The sequence below is a fragment of the Streptomyces sp. HSW2009 genome (assembly GCF_040240285.1).
Taxonomy (GTDB): domain Bacteria; phylum Actinomycetota; class Actinomycetes; order Streptomycetales; family Streptomycetaceae; genus Streptomyces.
Map to the genome: position 1 here is coordinate 1 of NZ_JBEHZD010001038.1, position 1110 is coordinate 1110.

A 1110-nucleotide genomic window follows, 5' to 3' on the forward strand; every position below is an offset into this window, starting at 1 on the left:
GTTGTCGTATGGGGAGTTGGATGAGTGGTCGAATCGGGTGGGTCGTTGGTTGTTGTCGTGTGGGGTGGGTCGGGAGTCGTTGGTGGTGGTGGTGTTGCCGTGGTCGGTGGAGTTGGTGGTGTTGTTGTTGGGTGTGTTGAAGGTGGGTGCGGGTTATGTGCCGGTGGATGTGGGGGTGCCGGTGGGTCGGGTGGGGGAGATTGTGGAGGATTCGGGTGCGGTGTTGGTGGTGGATGATGTGGAGTTGGTTCGGGGTGTGGGGGAGTTCAGTGGTGGGTCGTTGGTGGGTGAGGTGGGGGTTCCGGTTGGTGGGGGTGTGGCGTATGTGATTTATACGTCGGGGTCGACGGGTCGGCCGAAGGGTGTGGTGGTGTCGCATGGTTCGTTGGGTGCGTATGTGGAGCGGGGGCGGGTGGTGTATGGGGGGTTTGCTGGGGTGTCGTTGGTGCATTCGTCGGTGGCGTTTGATTTGACGGTGACGGCGTTGTATACGCCGTTGGTGTCGGGTGGGTGTGTGGTGTTGGGTGGTTTGGATGAGGGTGCGGTGGGTGTGGGTGCGTCGTTGATGAAGGTGACGCCGTCGCATGTGGGGTTGTTGGAGGCGTTGCCGGGTGAGGTGTCTCCGTCACAGATGCTGGTGGTGGGTGGTGAGGCACTGGTTGGGGAGGCGTTGTCTTCCTGGCGTGCGGCACACCCTGACGTCGTGGTCGTCAACGCCTATGGTCCGACTGAGGCGACGGTCAACTGCACCGACTATTGGATCGAACCGGGTGTGGAATTGCCCGAGGGGCCTGTTCCGATTGGTCGGCCGTTCTGGAACACCCGGATGTACGTACTCGATGAGTACTTGCGGCCGGTTCCGCCGGGTGTGGTGGGTGAAATGTATGTCGCGGGTGTGGTGTTGGCTCGTGGGTATCTGGGTCGGTTCGATCTGACGGCAGAGCGCTTCGTTGCTGATCCGTTTGGTCCGGCTGGTGGGCGGATGTATCGCACGGGTGATGTGGGTCGGTGGAACGCGGATGGCCAGTTGGTCTTTGTCGGCCGGGTGGATGACCAGGTCAAGATTCGTGGTTTCCGTATCGAACTCGGTGAGGTGGAGGCGACTCTCAC

General features: G+C 61.4%; 1 protein-coding gene. It reads left to right on the top strand.

Annotated elements, in window-relative coordinates:
* Positions 1–37: 37 nt before the first annotated feature.
* Positions 38–1110: amino acid adenylation domain-containing protein (locus AAHZ94_RS34420; protein WP_349997606.1), on the top strand; the 1073-nt coding region annotated here is incomplete at its 3' end.